The following is an 18,543-nucleotide window of genomic DNA, read 5'->3' as shown; positions in this document are numbered from 1 at the left end:
CGCGGACTTCTCATCCGCCGCGCCTTCCGCCGCACAAAGAGCGGATACGACAGGGCCCGGCCCCGTGAAGGGAAGCCGGGCCTCATGCTGAGAAAGCCGGGAGTTACTGCACCGACCGCCGGAAACAGAGCATGGTGATGTCGTCCGACTGACCGGCCGTGCCCCGGTGCGCCTTCACCGCTTCCAGCACGCCATGCAGCACCTTGTCGGGCGAGGCATCGCGCAGATGCTCCAGAGCGGCGGCAATGCGCTCCTCTCCGAAAAGCTCCAGCTTCTCATTCATGGCCTCGGAAACGCCGTCGGTATAAAGCAGGCAGTATTCCCCGGGCGCAAGCACGGCATGACAGGCCTCGTAGTCCAGCCCCTGCATGGCGCCCACCAGAGGGCCGCTGGTATCGGTAAGCATCCTTACCGGCACGGAAGGATCGGGATTGACCACAAAGGGCGGACAGTGCGCGCCGCTCGCGTAATCCAGCCTGCCGGTCGCCGGATCGAAAAGCCCGATGAACAGCGTGACGAACATGCAGGAAGGATTGTTTTCGGCAAGGCGCTCATTGATGCGCAGCATGGCTTCCGAACAGGAAAGTCCTTCGGCCAGAGCATAGCGGACCAGCGTCACCGTCATGGACATGAAAAGCGCGGCGGACACGCCCTTGTCGGACACATCGCCGATGACCACGGCCTGACGCCCGTCGGGCACGGTGAAGAAGTCGTACAGATCGCCGCCCACTTCCTTGGCCGGTTCCAGAAAAGCCGCTGCGGAATAGCCCAGACTTCTGGGCGCGCCGTTCGGCGGCGGAAGTATGCCCATCTGTATGTCGCGCGCGGCGTTCAGCTCGCCCTGCATCCTCTGGCGCACGGCCAGCGTGTCCACCAGACGGCGGATATTCTCATCCAGCGCCTTCACCATGTGGGCGAAGGCCCCGGCAAGCTGCCCCACCTCGTCCGTTCTTTCCACGGGAAGCCCCTCGACGATGTTTGCCGAAAAGCCCACGCCCCTTTCGGAACTGAAATCCTCGCGGGCTATTTCTCCCGCGCGGCGCGTGAGCAGGCGCAGAGGCGCGATGATACGCATGGTAAGCACCAGCATGATGAGCAGACTCAGCACAAGCAGCGCCGCCGCCACTCCGAACAGGTGCCGCGCCAGAGCTTCCGCCGGCCCGGCGATGGCGTTCAGGGGAATGGACGCTCCCACATACCAGTCCATGGCCTTGAAATACGCCAGTCTGTACATGACGGGTTCTTCCGCCCCTTCCGTACTGCCTTCCAGCACTTCCCCCTTGCGTACCCGTTTCAGCACGTCGGGGGAAATGGAGGAAACCTCCATGGGCATACCCTTGCCGGCAAGGACGCGCCCGTCGGCGGAAACGATGGATATGGAGGCGCCGCGGCTCAGCTCCAGGCTGTCGAGCCGTTCCTGTATGCCGAGCACCATGCGCCGTTCCAGAAGCCTGCGGCTCTGTTCCGTATCGGCCACGGGATCGGAGAGAAGAAGCGTGCCCAGATTCTTCACCGGCATGAAGCAGACAAGCACGGGCACTTCCTGCGTGCCCGGCCCGGGCAGACGGACCAGAGCGAACTGCCCTTCGGAAAAGGATTCGCGGTGCTCCAGCATGGAGTGTATGGACTGCCCCTTGAAGTCCTGCCGCCCGTCCTCCATGATCATTTTCGCAATGTCTCCCGCGAGCACCTCGTTGCCGCTTCTGTCGTAGAAGGCAAGGTACACGCCGCCCGGCATAAGCACCTTCCGCCACTGGGCAAGGCTCTGCATCACCTCATCCTCACTCTCGGAAAGCAGCATGTCGCGTATCATGGCGGCATACTGACGGAGATTGCGCTTGGATTCCAGCACCGCCTCCACCTCGGAGGTGAGCAGATGCAGGTAACGGACGCTCAGGCTGTCCTCCACCAGCATGACCGTATTGACGAACGATTCCCTCTCTCTCTGCATACCGCTTTCCAGAAGGCTGGCGCGGCTGAAAAGAATGATGGGAACCGCCGCAAAGCTGATGGCGAACCCCACGAGCAGAAAAAGCTTGCTGCGCAGAGAAAAGTTCATGCCGTTTCCCCCTCCATGCGCTGGAGCTTCTTGCGAAGTCCCTCGCGGGTGATGCCCAGAAGCTCCGCCGCCTTGACCTTGCGCCCGCCGGAAAGCTCCAGAGCCCGGCGTATGATGAGTTCTTCCGCCTTCTGAAGATTGAGGGGAAGCTCAAGCGCTTCCGGCACCCCTTCCTGTTCCTTCCGGCAGAGATACTCCTTCCCCGTATCGGATTCCAGAATACGCCGGGAAAGATGGGAAAGCTCCACCACTCCGCTGGGGGTGAGAGCCGCCGCGCGCTTCATCTCATTGTTGAGTTCCCGCACGTTGCCCGGCCACGGGTAACGCAGGAAAAGCCCCTGTACCGCCGGGGAAAGCATGAGCCGTTCCCTGCCCATTTCGGCGCAGTAGCGTTCCAGAAAGGACTGGGCGAGAAGAAGAATGTCGTCCCCCCGCTCACAAAGCGGCGGAAGGCGCAGCTCCACCACATTGACGCGGTAGAAAAGGTCTTCGCGGAAGCGTCCTTCCTTCACCGCCTCTTCCAGATTGACGTTGGTGGCGCAGACAAGATTGATGTCCACATGCACGGGCGTGGCGCTGCCCACGCGCAGCACTTCCTCCTGTTCCAGCACCCGCAGCAGCTTGGCCTGATTGGGCAGGCTCATTTCCGCAAGTTCATCCAGAAAAAGCGTGCCTCCGCTCGCCTCCTCCACCAGCCCCTTTCGGGCCGTCACTCCTGTGGCCACGCCCTTTTCTATGCCGAACATGGCGCTTTCAAACAGCGTGTCGGGAATGGCCGTGCAGTTCACCGCAATGAACGGCCCCCGGCTGCGCGGAGACTGATGATGCAGAAACCTTGCCAGCACTTCCTTGCCCGTACCGGTCGGGCCGAGAATAAGCGTGTTGATGGGGCGCCTTGCTATGGAACGGGCCATGTCGAACACGCGGCGCATGGGCTCGCTCTGCCCTATGATGCCGTTGCCGGGCGAATACAGAGCCTCCACGCTTTTCTGAAGTTCGTCGTTTCTTTCCAGAAGCACCCTGTGCAGGGCTTCAAGCTCCGCGTTCTTGGCGCGGAGCTGCTGTATGAGCTGACTGTTCTGAAACTCGCGGGCCTCCACGCGCACCAGCATCATGCCGAAGGCCTCGGCAAGGCGCACCAGCTCATCCGGCCCGGAGCCGTCGCGCGTGAGATCGAAAAGACGGTCCGTATCGGCATGTTTGCCCAGGGCCAGTTCCCCGCAAAGATCGGTCAGCAGCGGCAGCAGCCGGTCCGTCCCCTTGTTTTCCACCATCGTTCACCTTCTCCTGTCTTTCCCTTCGCCCGCCGCGGGCAGACGAGCGCGCTTTTTCAAACTGCCGTTCCCGCGCATCCGCAGGAACGGAAACGCTCTTTCCCATGAAAAGAGCTAGGCGCGTTCCAGACTCTGCACCCAGCGCAGCACCTCCGCCACGGGGCCTATGAGATCCTGCGGAATATAGGCGTTCTCCGTGCCGTCGCGGTACAGGGCGCGTGCCAGGGGCACGTTGCGCATGATGGGAATGCCTTCCTGCTTCGCCACCTCCATCATGCGTTGCGCGAGATACCCTTCCCCCTTGGCCAGCACGACGGGAAGAGGCGTTCTGTCCTTTTCATAATCCAGAGCCACGGCGTAATGGGTGGGGTTGGTCACAAGCACCTTCGCTTTTCTTACGTTGTCAAGGGAATTCTGGGCGAGCATTTCCTTATGCAGCTGCTTGCGCTTGCTTTTGATATGCGGGTCGCCCTCGCTTTCCTTGTATTCTCTCTTCACTTCATCCTTGCTCATCATGTGGTTCTGATTGTACTTGTAGCGCTGATACAGATAGTCCAGCGCCGCAATGACGCAGAAGGACCCGGCGGCCATGAGCACCAGATCGTTCACCGCCGACCCCGTGACCGTCCACATGGCTCCCAGTCCGCTTTCCGGCATACGGAAAAGCAGAGGCAGGTAGTCGCTGAGCACGACGTACACCACGCTGCCGAGCACCGCCACTTTAATGAGATTCTTGACCAGTTCAAAGAGGTTTTTCATGGAGAAAACCTTCTGAAACCACTTTTTCGGGTCCAGATTCTCCAGCTTGGGCATGGCCGCCTTGAAGGCGAAAAGCACGCCCGTCTGCGCAAGAGTGCCCACAAGAGCCACCGCCATGACAATGCCCACCACCGGGGCCACCAGTTGAACGGAAGCGTCGATGATGAGCGGGGCGACCCTGGCCATGGCCTCTTCAAAAGGCAAGGACATGAAATGCATGGGGGCGAGCACCATGCCCTGAAGCGTATCGAAGATATTGCGGGCATTGGCCGCCAGGTACACGCCTACGGCAAGCGTGGTAAGCGCAGGAGATATGTCCTGGCTCTTGCACACATCGCCCTTTTCCCGGGCTTCCCGCAGGCGTTTCGGTGTAGGCTGTTCTGTTTTTTCGTCGCTCATGGCAGAAGCACCCGCAGATACTGCAAGTCGGAACCGAAGGAATCGAACATGCTCACCGCCCCGGTCATGAGCATACTGAAGTAGAAGATGAGCAGGAGCGAGGCAAGGCCGCTCTTGATGGGCATGGCCAGAACGTACACGTTGAGCTGGGAGGCGAAGCGGTTGATGAGGCCGAGGGAAATATCGGTCAGCAGGCAGGCCACCACCACGGGCCCGGAAAGAAGCACCATGTCGAGCGCAAGATCGCTTACCTTCCGGGCAAAGAACAGGGGAAGCGAGGGATTTTCCCACAGAGAGGACGGCAGGACGGAAAACACCGGCCAGCACTCATAGCTTGCATAGACGATGCCGAGAAAGGTGAGAAAGGCCCCCGTGGAGAAAAAGACATACACCGCGCTCTGAAAAAAGAAGGACCCCGTGGGCGAAGTCTGTTCCCCTGCCAGAGGATCGGTTTCCGTAGCCTGGCCCGCGCCACGCTGGTTGTCGATGAAAAAGCCCGCACACTGTATGGTCCAGAACATCATGCCCGCAAGAAACCCCATGAACATGCCGAGGAACACTTCCTTGACGATGAGCGCGCCCAGATGCAGACCGGAAGCCAGGGAAAGCCCCTCCACAACGGGAAGCTGCCCCAGCAGCATGGGGTGCAGCACCATATAGCAGGCCAGCACTATGGTGAAGCGAAGCTGCCCCGTCACCAGCGTGGCCCCCATGAAAGGCGCCGTCTGCATGAGCATGAACAGACGCGGCGTTCCCAGAAGGAAGGCCAGAAGATGCTGCTGCGGTGAAAATCCCCAGAACAGGCCGGTATCCAATCCTCAACGTCCTCCCGAAATGTTTGTCCGTGCGCGCTTTCCGGGCGCGGTTCTGCGCCCGCCATACCGCTAAAGAAGGTAGAACCTCGTAAATATCTCGTCGGCATAGCGCAGAAGCTCGCCGGACATCCAGCCGCCCAGAAGAAACAGGGAAAGCACCACGGCGATGAGCTTCACGCCGAAGGTCAGCGTCTGTTCCTGAAGCTGCGTCACCGCCTGCACGAGGCTGAGCACTATGCCTATGACCGAGGCGATGACGATGGGCGGCAGAGAGATGACAAGCACCAGATACAAGGCCTGGCTTGCGTAGTCCATGGCGATGCTGTTCATGCCTTCTCCTATATCCTGATGCGGCTCACGGGCTGCACCGAGATTTCCGGCGTCACTTCCTGATAGGCCATGACGGGCAGTTCGTAATACTTGCTTTCGATGAGCCGGCGCACATAGCGCCGTATGTCCATGGAGGCCATGAGCACGGGCTTCTGCGTGCTGCCCCTGTTCTTGCCCACCGCCTCGCCCACGGCCCTGATGATGCGCTGCGAGGTATCGGGGTCCAGCGAAAGGAAGGCCCCTGCCGAAGTCTGCCGCACGGCCTTGCGTATGGTTTCCTCAAGCGAAGGGTCCATGAGTATGGCCGGAAGCATGTTCTGCCCGCGCGAATACATGTAGCTTATCTGCCGCTTCAGCGCGCTGCGCACATACTCCGTGAGCATGACCACATCCTTTTCCTTGGGACTCCATTCAATGAGCGCTTCAAGGATACTCCGCAGGTCGCGTATGGAAACCTGTTCCTGCACCAGGCGCTGGAAGATTTCCGCAATACGCTGCACGGGAAGCAGACGCGTCACCTCCCGGACGAGATCGGGCGCGCGCTCTTCCATGCGGTCGAGCAGATACTTGCTCTCCTGCATACCGAGGAAGCTCGACGCATGGCGGGAAAGCAGAAGCGAAAGATGATAGGCCAGAATGCGGGCATGGGGCATACAGGTGATGCCCGCCTGCTCAAGACGCTCCCTGTCCTCATCGGCCACCCACAGCGGTTCCACATCCGGCAGGAAGGGTTCCCCTTCGTAGCAGGAGACGCCGAGCAGATCCAGATTGACCTTCTTTTCCCGCACGATGACCATGCCCTTCACCAGCCTGCCGTGCGCCATGGGTATTTCATTGAGGTTGAGCATATAGCCCAGAGAGGGAAGGGAGGGATTGGGACGGATGTTGATGCCGGGGAACGGCACGCCGAGATCGAAGTACAGCGCGCGCCGCAGACGGGAAAGCTCGTCGTTCAGCGAGTCATAGTCCATGGATTCGCCGATGTCGGGCGCAATGTCCAGAATGATGGGAACGGTGGGGGAAAAGTCGTCCTGCGGGCCGGAGGAACGCCGGGGCTTCTTTTCCGCCGCCGGAGCAAGGGAACGGGCGAGTTCCGTCTTGCCGTCCTTCTTTTCCGGCGCGGAGGCGATGCGCGCAAGCACATAGCCGAAGCCGCCCACGGCAAGAGCCAGCGTGAAAAGCTGCGGCTTGGGGAAACCGGGAATGAGCGCGAAAAGAAAGATGAGCGCACCCGCCATCTGCAGGGCCTTGGGCTGGGCGAAGAACTGCTGCCCCACCTGAGCGCCCACGTTGTCGCCGCTGTCGCCGGAACGGGTGATGAGAATGCCTGCGGAAATGGACACCAGAAGCGACGGAATCTGTGAGACCAGCCCGTCGCCGATGGTGAGGATGCCGTAGGTATGCATGGCTTCGCCCGCGGTCATGCCGTGCTGGGTGATGCCGATGACGGTGCCGCCCACGATGTTGATGACGGCGATGATCATGCCCGCGATGCTGTCGCCCTTCACGAACTTCATGGCGCCGTCCATGGCCCCGTACATCTGGCTTTCCAGCTGCACGCGGTTGCGCCTGTCCTGAGCTTCCGCCATGTCGATGACGCCTGCACGCATATCCGCATCGATGGACATCTGCTTGCCGGGCATGGCGTCCAGCGTGAAGCGTGCGCCAACTTCGGCCACGCGCTCCGCGCCCTTGGCGATGACGAGAAACTGCACGATGGTGAGAATGATGAACACCACCGCGCCCACCACGAAGTTGCCGCCGAGGGCGAACTCGCCGAAGGTGAAGATGATCTCGCCCGCATCCGCCTGAAGCAGAATAAGGCGCGTGGTGGTGATGTTCAGCCCCACGCGAAACAGCGTGGTAAAAAGCAGCATGGTGGGGAAGGAGGAAAAATCCAGCGCCGTCTTCACATACATGGACATCATGAGCATGAGAAACGACAACGTCATGTTTACGCCGATGAGCGTATCCACAAGGGGCGTGGGCAGGGGCACGATCATAAGCGCCACCACCACCACGAGCAGCATGACCATGGTGATGTCGTTGTGGCGCGTCATGAGGCCGACGCCGCGCGACGCCTTTTCCATCAAGCTCATGCCTTCCTCCCTCCTCCGGCAAGGAACAGATACTCGTCAAGAGATGCGCGGGCTTCCTCCCTGCGGCCTTCCAGCCAGAGCGCCTGCGCCTTCATAAGGTGCAGCACGGCCTGGCGGGAGGAAAGCACGCGCCCGCCCATGGCTCCACGCAGGTATTCCAGCGCCTTTGCCCCCCTGCCTTCGGCTATGGCCAGCGCGGCAAGGCCTTCAAGGGCCAGTCTGTCCGGCTCGTGCCCGGGCGCGAGCGCCGCCAGCGCGGCATAGATTCTGCCCGCACGCTCCTGCTGCCCCATGCGCAGCATCATGTAGGCAAGCACATGCAGGGTACGCCGCTGGTCATCCTTCAGCCTCCCCATCTCAGCCTCCTATCATCAGGCCGAGATAGGCCTGAAGAAGCTGCCCGTTCTGCATGAGGGGCACAAGTTCCTGAGAAAGCATGTCCTGAACGGCGGGGTCGGAGCTGTCTTTCAGCTCGTGCAGGCATTCTTCCAGCGTACGGGAAAAGGTTTCCGGGTTCAGCATGGAACCGTCCCCCACGTCGGGGCAGAGGGCATGTTCCACAAGCTGCCAAGCATTGCCCGGAGCATAAAGTTCCTCAAGGCCGGGTTCGTTCAGCGCGTTGGAGGCCAGTTCCCTGGCCCGGGGCAGATTCGCAGGTTCCGGCATGTCCATGACATGCTGAATTCCCACAGAGGAATCGAGAAGATTAATGGAAGAGGGCATCGTTCATGCTCCTTGAATCTTTGTTCCGGCGGTCGTTCCGCCCGCTCCTGCCGGGGCGGAGCGCTCCTATGCGCCGTGCATGAGGTCCGCCAGAAAACGCAGCGCGTTTTCCAGCGAGGCCGCCGTCACGCCGTCTTCATCCATGCGGGTGAGAAGCATACCCCGGCCGGAAAACACTCCGGCATAAAGAGGCATGGGCAAGGCGTGCCGGTAGTTGCAGAGCGAAAGCAGGCGGCGGATCGCGCCCGTGTCGTGTTCGGGCAGAGGGGCGGAAAGATAGGCCAGAATCTCGCGCCTGCCGTCATGTTCCGCCTTTTCAAGATAAAAACTGCCGATATTGGCGATATCCAGACGGGCCACCCCTTCCGAGGAGAACGACAGCGATTCCAGCCCAAGCCTGCGCCCGAAGGCCTCCATTTCATGATCCAGCATCCGTCAACCTTCCTGTTGGGCCAGATATTCGTCTTCCCGTTCCACGGCCTTGTCCACGGCTTCCTGCACGGCGTCCAGCACCTTCATGCGGCCCTGCTCGTCATCGAAAAGCGCCGTGGGAAAATTCCGCGTCGTCGTCAGAAGCTCCTGCAGAAAAAGCACCTCCCGTTCTATATCGGGGGCCCCCGCCTTGGCAAGAATGCTCTCTATCTGCATGGAACCGAGGAAACGCTTCGTGCGCAGATCCACGATGTCGCCCAGAAGCTCCAGCGCGGTAAGGCCGCCTTCGCGCGTCTTCACTCCGTGCACTCTTTCCCATCGGTCCATCATGTTCTGGCAGAGGCGGTATGCACTCTGGGTAAGGCGCACCTTGCCGAGATTCTCGTGTACGCTTTCCAGATGCCGCACGCCCATGCTGGGCGTATCGGCCGCAATGTCGGCGCTCAGCGCGGAGAAAAGAAAATCCATGGCGCGTTCGAAATCCCCGCCGTAGGTCTCCATGACATGGCCGAACACCTCGTTCACCGTGGAAAACTCGCATACCGTGCGGCGGTAGAAATCGCGCATGTCGTCGCTGCCGCCGAGATCCGAAAAACCTGCGGCGGCAAGCGCGCCCTGCACGCCCGCACGGATGGCCGCTCCCTCGCGCTCCTCAAGTTCGGCGAGCGCTGCGTCCACCTCGGCGACAAGGGCCCTGTCCGCCCCCTCCTCCCCGCGCAGCTCTTCCTGCATCTTCTTCAGGGCGGCCCACGCATCGGAAGGGTCGGGGAAGTATTCCCGCACCTTGTCCAGCGCACGGCGGGAATCGGCCCTGTTGCGCAGGCTGTCGCGCATCTGATTGAGCTCTTCGCTCTTGCCCGCTTCGTGCATGAGCTCCTGGTAGAGCTTCACGCGGTCTTCCTCGGATTCTCTTATTCTGTCGCGCTCCCTGCGCTCTTCCAGTTCAAATTCATCCGTGGTGTCGGCGGAAAAGGAAAGCTCCTCCGCCGCGTCGGCCAGCAGCGATTCCGGCGAAGGAACCTGCACCACGGCATTTCCCATGAAACTGCCGCTGACGGAGCGACTTTCCGTCTGGTGCGCGACCCCTCCCGCATATAAAGGGCTGGATATGGAATCAATAGGCATGATATGCACTCCTTTCTCTATGCCCTTATGCAAAAAACATGCCAAAGCCATCAAATCCATGCTGTCCCAAGCTTCGGCCATTGCAAGCCCCCGGCGACTCTGGTAGTATGACCAAAAGCAAACGGTATGGCAACACTCTTCCCCTTCATGCCAAAAAAATTGGCTTTTCCGCCGGGGGAACAGGTCATACTTTTTCTTCCGGCCCTTGAAAAAGGGGCTTTTTACGTTGGCACGCTTCTTGCATAATAAAAGACGAAAGCCGCAACACGGCAATATGTCTGCCCCATCCATTCTTGAAGGAGATACATCATGGCTTTTACCGAACAGGATCTCAAAAATCAGAAACAGGAAATCACCCGCCTCGCCGATGAACTTTCCCGCCTCAACAGCGTGTTTGCGGAACAGAAGAAGGCTCTCGGCCTGGCCGAAGAAGAAAAAGTGACCCTGAACGAGGCGGAAATCACCCCGGAACTGGAAAAGGCCATGGCCGAAGCCACGGAAAGAGCGAAGCGCGAAGGCGAAGCCCGCGCCGCTCAGGCCAAACTCGCCGCCGGCCCCTCCACCACGGGCGGTCGTTCCCGCCGCGGCGCCATGCGCATCTGACTGAACTCCTTCCAAGCTAGCAACTCTTTTTAATTTCAAGGAAGTATTACCATGACTCAGGTCACCAACAGCAGCTCTCTTTCCGAAATCATGGACACCATCGACCTCGGCCCCACCGGCAGCGTGCAGATGATGTTCGCCAAGCTCCAGCTTGCCCAGTCCGAAATCTGCAAGAATCAGGCGGAAGCCTATATGGACCAGATCGAACAGATTCAGGCAGAGCAGGAAGAATGCGCCAGGATGATTGAAATGGCCAGAAAGCTTCAGAATGAAGCCAGTTCACAAGATGCCTCCTCCGGCAAAAAAACTACGGAAATGCCTGCAGAAATGGTAGCATACTTTGAAAAATACGGGCTGACTGAAGATTCCGCAGGCGGCGACCATTACCACTATAAGGAAGAATGGGATGTTAATATCAAATCTCTGACCAACCATCAGGAAACCATCGGCAACAAGACGCAGACTCTCATGGTGTACCTGCAGGACTTCATCGGTCAGTACAACTCCTACCTCCAGGGCGCGAACACCCAGATCGCCAACGCCAACCAGACCCTCACCAACCTCGCCCGCGGTCAATAACCCCTTTTTCCTGTTCCGGTTTCCGGCGCGGAGCCGGAACAGGTTCCCGTCCCGGCTTTTCCCTGCTCATACCTCTCCATCAGCAAGGACACTCCATGTCACAGGTTACCGGAAAAAGCTTTCTCTCCGAAATTCTGGACACCATCGACCTCGGCCCCACCGGCAGCGTGCAGATGATGTTCGCCAAGCTCCAGCTCGCCCAGTCCGAAATCTGCAAGAACCAGGCTGAATCCTACATGAAGCAGATCGAAGACATTCAGGAAGAGCAGGAACTGTGCGCCAAGATGATCGAAGAGGCGCGCAACTGCCAGCAGATGGGCGAAGACGGAAAGGGCGTGGGGCAAAAAGCATCAGCGGGACGACGACCTCCGGCAAGGACTGCTACCCCATGTCGCAGGAGCTGGTCGATTTCATGAGCGAACGCGGTCTCAGCTTCCCCAACGACGACAAGGACTATATTCTCGGCAAGGACGAATGGGACTACGCCCTGAAGAGCCTGACCAACTATCAGGAAACCGTCGGCAACAAGACGCAGACCCTCATGGTGTACCTGCAGGACTTCATCGGTCAGTACAACTCCTACCTCCAGGGCGCGAACACCCAGATCGCCAACGCCAACCAGACCCTCACCAACCTCGCCCGCGGTCAGTAAGCCAGGCAGACGCTTTCTGCCGCGAGGCCCTTGTTCTCCCACAACAATCTTCTTCAGGATGGAAGCACCATGGCAGACAATACCCCCCTCAACGACAACGAAATCGCCGCCATCATCACCGCTCTGAACAAAGGCGCCAGCATCGGCGACGTGTGCAATGTTTCGGATGAGCAGATAGAAGGCCTGTACGCCCTTGCCTACAACCTCTACACTTCCGGCAACTTCGCCGACGCAAGTACCGTGTTCCAGGCTCTCTGCCTGTACAGGCACAAGGAAGTGCGGTTCTGGCTGGGCCTTGCCGGATGCCGCCAGGCACAGAACGATCTGAAGGGCGCCATCGACGCCTACGCCATGGCCGGAACCGTGGACCTTCTGCGCAATCCTGTTCCCTTCCTCTTCGCGGCCAAGTGCTACATCCAGCTCGGCGACAGGGAAAACGCCATCGGCGCGCTCAAGGGGCTGCTCACTCTCGGTGAGGAAGCAAACCCCGCCCATGCCGACTGCCACAGGAAGGCGCGCGTCCTCCTCACCATGCTCAATGCAAGCGAGTAAAACATGGTTGACTTCAATACCGTTACCAATACCACTCTGGGCGCCGTCTTCAACAGCCAGAGCGCCGGCACAAACAAAACCGGTTCCACCACCTCCGACACTTCCACCGTTCCCGACGCCAGGGAAGAAGCCCTTCAGCAGCTTCTTGAAGAACTCGGTCTTCCCGACCTGCCCATTTCCTCCAGTTCCCTCTCGCTCGACACACTGATGAATGCCATCGGCGACGACGTGCGCCGCCAAGCCTGCCGCGACGGCGTGGCCAGTCTGGAACTCAAGGGCGAACAACAGGCGGCAATCAATGAGAAGGAACTGCAGGAAATCGTCGATCGCCTCGAGGAAATGAGAAAGAAATCCGTGGCCAACGCATTTCTCAAGGCCTTCCAGATCATCGGAGCCATCGTGGGCGCCATAGCCTCCACAGCCAGCATCGTGGCGGGCGCCTTGACGGGCAACCCCCTGCTCGTCGCGGCCGGCGTGGTGGGTATGGCCATGACCATCGACAGCGTGGTTTCCCTCGCCTCGGACGGTAAGTACAGCATTGCCGCGGGCTTTACGGAACTCGGCAAAAAAATGGGCATGAGCGACGAAGCCGCCCAGTGGTTCGGCTTTGGCGTGAACATGGCTATCATGGTCGCTTCCATCGGCGTCAGCTTCGGCGCGGGCTTCGCCTCCAGCGCCGGCAGCATCGCCAACATCTCCAGTCAGACCGTCCAGAAGGCCGCACAGATCACGTCCATCGCCTCAAAGGCGGCGAACATCGCCTCCGGCGTAACGAGCATAGGCACGGGCGCGGCCACCATCGCAGGGGCGGTGTTCTCCTACAACATTTCCCAAAGCCAGGCCGACAGCAAGGAGCTTGAGGCCATTCTCGAACGCCTGCGCGAAGCCATCAAGATGGATCGGGATCTTGTGGAATCGGAAATGGAACGGGCCAACGCCCTCATGAGCAAGGTGAGGGAAATCGTGGGTGAATGTGTGGACACGCAGGCCGCCATTCTGGGTGCCGCCCCCGCCATGGCCTGAACGCAGAACGCGTTTTCCCCGCAGCATCGCGAAGTGCCGCACAGTTTCACCTCCGCATCCGCTCTGCACATGCAGAGGAACGCTCCCGTGAGACTGCTTTTCTCTCCTGCCTATAACGATAAGGATATTGATATGTCCATCAGCGTCAATAATCTCGTCGGTTTCGATCAGTCCATATACGACTCCATGAAGGCCACCTATACCAGCGCCACCGGGAAAACGGACTCCGACTTCGACAATCTTCTCATCAGTCTTTCGGAAAACGGTACGCTGAACTTCAAGGATGTCATGAATGAAGTCGCCGATCTGCTCCCCGCGCCTTCGGGTTCGGTAAGCTGCATCGGCGCTGTTCCCTCCTTCGGCAGCACCTATCTTGCCCTGATTACCGAAATGTCTTCGGAAGAACGGCGGCGGAATGCCGATATTCGTGCCCTGCAGACGGAAGAACTGGTCGACAAGATACAGGACCAAGCCGACACCATCCGTCAAAAGGCCGTGACCGAACTCGTTACCGGCGTCGTCACCGGCGCGCTGAGCATAGCCCAGGGTGCGGCGTCCGTGGGCATCACGGTCAAGGGCATGGCTGCCAATGAAAGGGCCGCCGGCAAAGCGTTCACCGACTCCATCGACCAGTCCACCGGGTTCGGCACCAAGACCATAACAGGCGAGGCGGCCATGAACTCCGTTCTGGACAAGGCGAACAGCGCCTCCACGCTGGTCCGCCAGCAGGCCGACATCATGCTGAACGCCAGAGTGCAGGCCTTCAATTCCGTGATGAGCGGCTCAAACAGCATACTCGGCAGCATCGGACAGTGCGTATCCACCATGTATGACGCCGCGCTCAAGGAATCGGAAGCCGATGTGGAACGCATCCGCGCCCAACAGCAGAATCTGGAAAGCCTGGACGAATCCCTGAAGGCTCTTATTCAGAAGGCGCTGAGCAGTCAGGACACCATACAGCAGAACATCAATCAGACCAGAACGAAAATTCTGGGCTGAACGGCCGGCGGGAGAAATCCTCCCGCCGGAAAGCAGCTTATCCGCACCCGCAGACGACGCTGCTCCAGCAGAACGGAATTTGACAGAGCGCGGCAAAAATCACTAGAGTGGGAAAAATTCAGGAGCTTGCCATGGCATCGCCGCTTCAGCAGACAGCCGACATCATCACCCGTGCAGCGGGCTGGCAGCAGGCCAGTCCCGATGATGAGGGAATCTTCCACTTCGCGCTGGAAGGCGGGCTGGACTTTACCCTGCGTTCCCCGGAAAACAAAACAGGCATACTGCTTGCCTCCCTCGGCGGCGCTCCTGAAAACGACGATGAACTCAGACGTCTTGCCGCCCTTGCCGCCGGATGCCTGAAAAAACGCCGTTCCGTGTTCAGCATGGGGGAACATGGTCTGGAACTTCATCGCTCCTTCCTGCTGTCGGAAGCCTCCGCCGATGTTCTGGTACCGGAGGTGCGGGATTTCCTCAACGATCTCGCGTGGTGGAAGCGGCAGATTTCCGGCGCGGGAACCTCCCCGGCAAAAAACGCCTCGCCGTTCAGCATTCCCTTCGGCAACTGGTTCCCCGGCTGATAGTTTTTCAAGGACAGCGTATGCGGAAACATTTCTCCCTTCTTGCCGCCTCAGCCTTCGCTTCCCTCTTTTTCCGGCAGGTCGTTCTGGCCTGCCTTTGCCTCGTCGTGCTCACGGCGGGCAGCGCTTCGGCGGCGACCTTCCGCCACCCCTTCTCCTATTATGCCGACAGCCAGGAACTCGGCACCGTGCTCATGCACTTCGCACGGGCCGAAGGCTATGCGGCATCCCTTTCCCCCGCCGTCAAGGGAACCGTCAGCGGGCGCTTTCAGGATGTGGAACCGCTTACCTTTCTTGCCGGGATGCAGAGCGCCTTCGACGTGAACTGGTACACGCTCGGCAATACCATCTACTTCTACCATGCCGGCGAAAGTCAGCGCATCTTTCTTTCTCCCCGCACGGGTACGGCGCGGCAGCTTTACGACGCGCTGAAAAAATCCGTCGTCTTCTCCCCGCAGCTTCCGCCGACGCTGGGAGGTGCGGGCGACGTCATTTCCGTTTCCGGCCCGCCGGAATATCTCACGCAGATCAGAAACGCCGCAGCCGCGTTCGAAGCCTCGCAGACGGAGCAGATCGTCATGCGGGTCTTTCCGCTCAAACATGCCTGGGCGGAAGACATGACGGTAAGCAGCATGGACAAAACGGTCACCGTGCCGGGAATCGCCACCATCCTGCGCGCCATGGTCATGGGTACTCCCGTATCGGGCACGCGCGTCACGCAGGAAAAGGCCACGGTGGAAAAGCTGGGAGGCAAGGGACTTTCGGCGCTGGGCAGGGAAGAGAGTTCCCCCGCGCAGCCGCAGGTCTCTCCCACCCCCGTTTCCACGGGCAGCATCAGCATCATGGCCGACCCGCGCGTCAACGCCGTGCTCGTCAGCGATGCGGCGTACCGTATGCCCTATTACGCGCAGGTCATCAAGGATCTGGACAAGCCTGTGGAACTTGTGGAAATTCACGCCGCCATCGTGGATATCGATACCGATTTCAAGCGCGAACTCGGCATCGCCTTCCAGGGGTCTGGCGGCAGCGGCAACGGCTGGAGCGGAGGCGGCACCTCGACGGGTTCCACCTCCAACGGCACGGGTATGCCCTCCCCCGGCGTCATGGACAACGCGGGTCTCACCCTTTCCACCATCTACACCCACGGCAGCGACTTCTTTCTCGCCCGCATACAGGCTCTTGAGGAAAACAACGAAGCCCGCGTGCTGGGCCGCCCCTCCGTTCTTACGGTGGACAACATTCAGGCCACGCTGGAAAACACCACCACCTATTATGTGGAAGTGGAAGGCTACCAGGCCGTGGATCTGTACAAGGTCGAGGCGGGTACCGTGCTGCGCGTGACGCCCCACATCATCCGCGAGCACGGAGAAACCTCCATCAAGCTTGCCGTGAGCGTGCAGGATGATCAGGACAGCAGCACCAGCGTCGATACGAGCGCCGGAGTGCCCCCCATCAAACAGACCAAGATCAACACCCAGGCCATCGTCAGCGCCGGGCAGAGTCTGCTCATCGGCGGCTATTACTATGAGCAGCAGGGACAGGACGAAAGCGGCGTTCCCCTGCTCAAGGATATTCCCGTCATCGGGCATTTGTTCAAGAGCAATGCAAAGCAGAGCAAGAGAATGGAACGGCTCATTCTCATCACGCCGCGCATCGTGGAACTTTCCGGCAACAACGTGCCCAGCCAGGTGGAAGATCCTTCCTTCCACCGCACCGCCACACAGGCCGACTACGAACCGCGCATTCCCGTCCGCTCCAAAGGCGCAGGCTGTTCCCGCGCTTCCCGCACGCCCGACGTATCCACCGTCTCCGGTGCGGAAAGGACGCTGTGATGGACGGCGTGACGCTCAGAATCTTTTCCGGCCTTCACCTCGGGGCGGAAATCGAGCTGACGGAAGGGACGTATGTCATCGGTACCGACGATTCCTGCGATCTCATCCTCAGCGATTCCTCGCTCGCTCCCCGTCACGCGGCTCTGCGCGTTCTTCCGTCCGAAGAAGAAATTCAGGTTTTTGCGGAACCTCTGGACGGCACGGTGATTCTTTTCGAAAACACCCTTTCCGGTGAGGAAAGGCTCCCCGTACGACGCCCCTTCAGGCTCGGCCAGGTCATTCTGGCATGGACGGAAAACTCCACGGCGGGCGACGCCGCCTGGCGGGAAGTGGAAGATTGCCTCGAACGGGCGAAAGCGCAGGCGGAACCGGAAAAAATCACGGAAGCCCTTCCCGCATCTCAGGCAACGATATTGGCGGAGCAGACGGAAGAGAAGGAAAAAAACGCCAACGATGTGGCCGCAGCCTCTCCCCTGCCGGACCTTGCGGAAGTCCCCGCGGATGAAGAGCCAAAAAAATCCGGAGCCTCCGGCCGGATTTTCAAGGCGGCGGGGCTGATACTCGCCTGCGGGCTTGCAGGCCTTCTGTGCTTTACCTGGCAGGAAAACGGGCCTGAACGCACGCCGGAACAGATCATGCGCGCCCTTCTGGACGAAGCGGGCTATCAGAAACTCTCCGTCACGGGAGGGAAAGACAGCGTAACCGTCACGGGCCGGATTGCCTCCGACAGGGAACGCGGCCGCATACTCCGTCTGGCACAACTTTTGCATTTCCCCGTATATCTGGATGTGACGGTACGGTCGGACGCCGCCGATGCGGTGAAATCCTCCTTCAACGCGCTGGGCCTGTTCCCGGAAGTGACGGAGCTGCCGCCTTCCGCCCATCCCGGACTTCTTGTGAAGGGCTACATCAAAAACGGCGTAATGGAGGAACAGGCGCTTACGGAGGCCGTTCGCAACGTGCCCGCCCTCCGGCCGGAGGCTCAGGGAGGCAGTCCGAAGCTGTCGCTCTTTCAGGACATCCGGCACGAGGAAGACGTGCAGGTACTGCTGATGCCCGCTCTTGCAGGGGCGGGACTCGGAGAGGTGAAAACGGAATATCAGCCCGGCAGGATAGTGCTGCGCGGAGCCTTCACCCCGCAGACGAAATCCGCGCTGGAGGAGGTCGTCGCCGCGGTGAAGGAAAAGCTCGGCGTACCCGTGCCCTTCGACATCATCAACAGCGCGGAGGTTCCCGGCCCGGGCAAGTCCGACAACATTTACACGCGTCAGGAAAAGCGGGAAAGCTCCTCCGCCCCGTCTGCACGGAAGGAAGAGAGCTCCTCCGCCTTCCAGGTTACGGCGGTTTCCATGGGGCCCATGAAATTCATCACTCTTAAAAACGGCGAACGCGTTTTTGAAGGGGGAGAACTGCCGGGCGGCTACGTACTGGAAAAAATTTCCGTCGACGCGCTGACGCTGACCAGGAACAACAACACAACCCTCTACCCTTTGAGAGGTTCCCATGACTGAGTTTGTCTCTGTTCTCGACATCATGGAACATGCCCCCTACGGCGCACAGACCGCCGTGAGGGACGAAGTGGCCGCCATGGACGCGGACATCCGCCGCACCATGGACAGAGGCCTTACCCCGGACGACATGAAAACGGCGCAGGCCGCACGCGCGGCGGCACAGGCGGCCTCTTCCATTCTCGATAAGATTTTTGCCTGA

Annotated in this window: 21 protein-coding genes; 11 read left to right on the top strand and 10 right to left on the bottom strand. The window is 60.0% G+C overall.

Annotated elements, in window-relative coordinates; translation table 11 throughout:
* Positions 1-103 precede the first annotated feature (103 nt).
* From CZ345_RS07285 to sctW, 10 genes are all read right to left on the bottom strand, one after another.
* Positions 104-2,059, bottom strand: a complete 1,956-nt coding sequence (locus CZ345_RS07285; RefSeq protein ID WP_077072506.1) for a PP2C family protein-serine/threonine phosphatase — start codon at positions 2,057-2,059, stop codon at positions 104-106.
* Entirely contained in the window at positions 2,056-3,333 is a 1,278-nt protein-coding gene (locus tag CZ345_RS07280; RefSeq protein ID WP_077072505.1) for a sigma-54 interaction domain-containing protein, read from the bottom strand. Before CZ345_RS07280 ends, CZ345_RS07285 begins: the two co-directional genes overlap by 4 nt.
* A 114-nt stretch (positions 3,334-3,447) precedes the next feature.
* Entirely contained in the window at positions 3,448-4,491 is a 1,044-nt protein-coding gene (sctU, locus tag CZ345_RS07275) for a type III secretion system export apparatus subunit SctU (RefSeq protein ID WP_077072504.1), read from the bottom strand.
* Positions 4,488-5,306: a type III secretion system export apparatus subunit SctT gene (gene sctT / locus CZ345_RS07270; protein WP_077072503.1), complete on the bottom strand. Its 819-nt coding sequence runs from the start codon at positions 5,304-5,306 to the stop codon at positions 4,488-4,490. The genes sctU and sctT overlap by 4 nt, the downstream gene beginning before the upstream one ends.
* Positions 5,307-5,375: 69 nt before the next feature.
* Positions 5,376-5,636, bottom strand: coding sequence for a type III secretion system export apparatus subunit SctS (sctS, locus tag CZ345_RS07265; RefSeq protein WP_077072502.1), 261 nt, complete (start codon positions 5,634-5,636; stop codon positions 5,376-5,378).
* A gap of 8 nt (positions 5,637-5,644) precedes the next feature.
* Positions 5,645-7,735, bottom strand: coding sequence for a type III secretion system export apparatus subunit SctV (sctV, locus tag CZ345_RS07260; protein ID WP_077072501.1), 2,091 nt, complete (start codon positions 7,733-7,735; stop codon positions 5,645-5,647).
* On the bottom strand, positions 7,732-8,091 hold the full coding sequence (sctY, locus tag CZ345_RS07255; protein WP_077072500.1) for a type III secretion apparatus assembly chaperone SctY: 360 nt from the start codon (positions 8,089-8,091) through the stop codon (positions 7,732-7,734). Before sctY ends, sctV begins: the two co-directional genes overlap by 4 nt.
* Position 8,092: 1 nt before the next feature.
* Positions 8,093-8,458: a type III secretion apparatus assembly protein SctX gene (gene sctX, locus CZ345_RS07250; RefSeq protein WP_077072499.1), complete on the bottom strand. Its 366-nt coding sequence runs from the start codon at positions 8,456-8,458 to the stop codon at positions 8,093-8,095.
* Positions 8,459-8,524: 66 nt separating this feature from the next.
* Positions 8,525-8,890: a CesT family type III secretion system chaperone gene (locus CZ345_RS07245; RefSeq protein ID WP_077072498.1), complete on the bottom strand. Its 366-nt coding sequence runs from the start codon at positions 8,888-8,890 to the stop codon at positions 8,525-8,527.
* A 3-nt stretch (positions 8,891-8,893) separates the two neighbouring features.
* Positions 8,894-10,015 (bottom strand): type III secretion system gatekeeper subunit SctW, encoded by a 1,122-nt coding sequence (gene sctW, locus CZ345_RS07240; protein ID WP_077072497.1) that lies wholly within the window; start codon positions 10,013-10,015, stop codon positions 8,894-8,896.
* A gap of 309 nt (positions 10,016-10,324) precedes the next feature.
* Here sctW and CZ345_RS07235 point away from each other — a divergent pair, with 309 nt between their 5' ends.
* The 11 genes from CZ345_RS07235 (at position 10,325) to CZ345_RS07190 (ending at position 18,543) form a co-directional block, all read left to right on the top strand.
* Positions 10,325-10,618: a hypothetical protein gene (locus tag CZ345_RS07235; protein WP_077072496.1), complete on the top strand. Its 294-nt coding sequence runs from the start codon at positions 10,325-10,327 to the stop codon at positions 10,616-10,618.
* Between the two features lie 51 nt (positions 10,619-10,669).
* Positions 10,670-11,197 carry a hypothetical protein gene (locus CZ345_RS07230; protein ID WP_077072495.1) on the top strand — a complete coding sequence of 176 codons (528 nt, stop codon included), beginning with the start codon at positions 10,670-10,672 and terminating at the stop codon, positions 11,195-11,197.
* A gap of 95 nt (positions 11,198-11,292) precedes the next feature.
* Complete coding sequence (locus tag CZ345_RS17395) at positions 11,293-11,613, top strand: hypothetical protein (RefSeq protein ID WP_239446639.1); 321 nt, start codon at positions 11,293-11,295, stop codon at positions 11,611-11,613.
* On the top strand, positions 11,586-11,849 hold the full coding sequence (locus CZ345_RS17390; protein ID WP_239446638.1) for a hypothetical protein: 264 nt from the start codon (positions 11,586-11,588) through the stop codon (positions 11,847-11,849). The genes CZ345_RS17395 and CZ345_RS17390 overlap by 28 nt, the downstream gene beginning before the upstream one ends.
* Before the next feature lie 69 nt (positions 11,850-11,918).
* On the top strand, positions 11,919-12,401 hold the full coding sequence (locus CZ345_RS07220; RefSeq protein ID WP_077072494.1) for a SycD/LcrH family type III secretion system chaperone: 483 nt from the start codon (positions 11,919-11,921) through the stop codon (positions 12,399-12,401).
* Between the two features lie 3 nt (positions 12,402-12,404).
* Entirely contained in the window at positions 12,405-13,424 is a 1,020-nt protein-coding gene (locus CZ345_RS07215; RefSeq protein WP_077072493.1) for a hypothetical protein, read from the top strand.
* Positions 13,425-13,556: 132 nt separating this feature from the next.
* Complete coding sequence (gene sctB, locus CZ345_RS07210) at positions 13,557-14,423, top strand: type III secretion system translocon subunit SctB (RefSeq protein ID WP_077072492.1); 867 nt, start codon at positions 13,557-13,559, stop codon at positions 14,421-14,423.
* A 131-nt stretch (positions 14,424-14,554) separates the two neighbouring features.
* Positions 14,555-15,001 (top strand): type III secretion system chaperone family protein, encoded by a 447-nt coding sequence (locus CZ345_RS07205; protein WP_077072491.1) that lies wholly within the window; start codon positions 14,555-14,557, stop codon positions 14,999-15,001.
* Positions 15,002-15,021: 20 nt separating this feature from the next.
* Complete coding sequence (gene sctC / locus CZ345_RS07200) at positions 15,022-16,833, top strand: type III secretion system outer membrane ring subunit SctC (protein ID WP_077072490.1); 1,812 nt, start codon at positions 15,022-15,024, stop codon at positions 16,831-16,833.
* Entirely contained in the window at positions 16,833-18,344 is a 1,512-nt protein-coding gene (sctD, locus tag CZ345_RS07195; RefSeq protein WP_077072489.1) for a type III secretion system inner membrane ring subunit SctD, read from the top strand. The genes sctC and sctD overlap by 1 nt, the downstream gene beginning before the upstream one ends.
* Positions 18,337-18,543 carry a hypothetical protein gene (locus CZ345_RS07190; protein WP_077072488.1) on the top strand — a complete coding sequence of 69 codons (207 nt, stop codon included), beginning with the start codon at positions 18,337-18,339 and terminating at the stop codon, positions 18,541-18,543. Before sctD ends, CZ345_RS07190 begins: the two co-directional genes overlap by 8 nt.

Source organism: Mailhella massiliensis (assembly GCF_900155525.1).
Taxonomy (GTDB): Bacteria; Desulfobacterota; Desulfovibrionia; order Desulfovibrionales; family Desulfovibrionaceae; genus Mailhella; species Mailhella massiliensis.
The sequence above is the reverse complement of the archived record's forward strand: the minus strand, read 5'-3'. Positions and strand labels throughout refer to the sequence as shown.